A 768-nucleotide genomic window follows, 5' to 3' on the forward strand; every position below is an offset into this window, starting at 1 on the left:
AAATTACTAATCAAAGCTTTTGATAGAGCTTAGGCGATTAAAATGTTTATGACCTGTGCGTAAGGTGAGTTATTAATAGGTTTTAAATTTGTCACCACTCTTTTATTTCCTTAATATCTTTTTGAACAGAATTGACAATACACTCTAGTTGATTAGTAAGTCTTTTATTGTATTGTTTTTCTTTCTGTTTTTTTCTTTCTAGTTGTGATAGTTCATAATATAGAGATATGCAAAATGTAACTAATTCTTTTTCATCTAGCTTTGTAGGGAAGTTAGTGTTGATATTAACCAGAGCTTTTATTGTTAGTTCTAGTGAATGGCTATCGATTGATGTCTTTTTTATAAAAGACACAGCTTTTTCTAATTTTTTTTCATCAAATATCTCAGTGCGTTCGATGCCATATCTTAACCAGTTTTCTGTGCAATCTAAGGCATTGGAGTATTTAGATAAGTAATCTAAGCTTATTTTTGAGGATGCTAAATGCCTATTTACAGTAGTGTGTGATACGTCAATTTTTCTAGCAAGCTTACTGACTGTTAGTCCCTGACTTAACATTTTTGCTCTTATCCGTGACCTTATTGTGTCATAGTTCATCTTATTTATTTCTTATTTGTTTAGCGTCGAAGTATTTTACATATATGTAATTGTTAAATCAACAAAGTTGAACTAAAGAGTTCAACTGTTTAATGTTGAATTATATTCTCTAGTTGTGTATAGTCCTCTTTTAAGTATTTCATAATAAACTGGATTTAGATTCAGGAATTTCA

Annotated in this window: 1 protein-coding gene; it reads right to left on the minus strand. The window is 29.4% G+C overall.

Annotated features, from left to right (window positions below):
* Window positions 1-91: 91 nt before the first annotated feature.
* Entirely contained in the window at window positions 92-595 is a 504-nt protein-coding gene (locus C200_RS13305; protein WP_080728342.1) for a helix-turn-helix domain-containing protein, read from the minus strand.
* Between the last annotated feature and the right edge of the window lie 173 nt (window positions 596-768).

This window comes from Piscirickettsia salmonis LF-89 = ATCC VR-1361 (assembly GCF_000297215.2).
GTDB classification, from domain to species: domain Bacteria; phylum Pseudomonadota; class Gammaproteobacteria; order Piscirickettsiales; family Piscirickettsiaceae; genus Piscirickettsia; species Piscirickettsia salmonis.

Coding starts and splice junctions, on each gene's coding strand:
- C200_RS13305 (WP_080728342.1), bottom strand. CDS start 595: ATGAACTATGACACAATAAGGTCACGGATAAGAGCAAAAATGTTAAGT.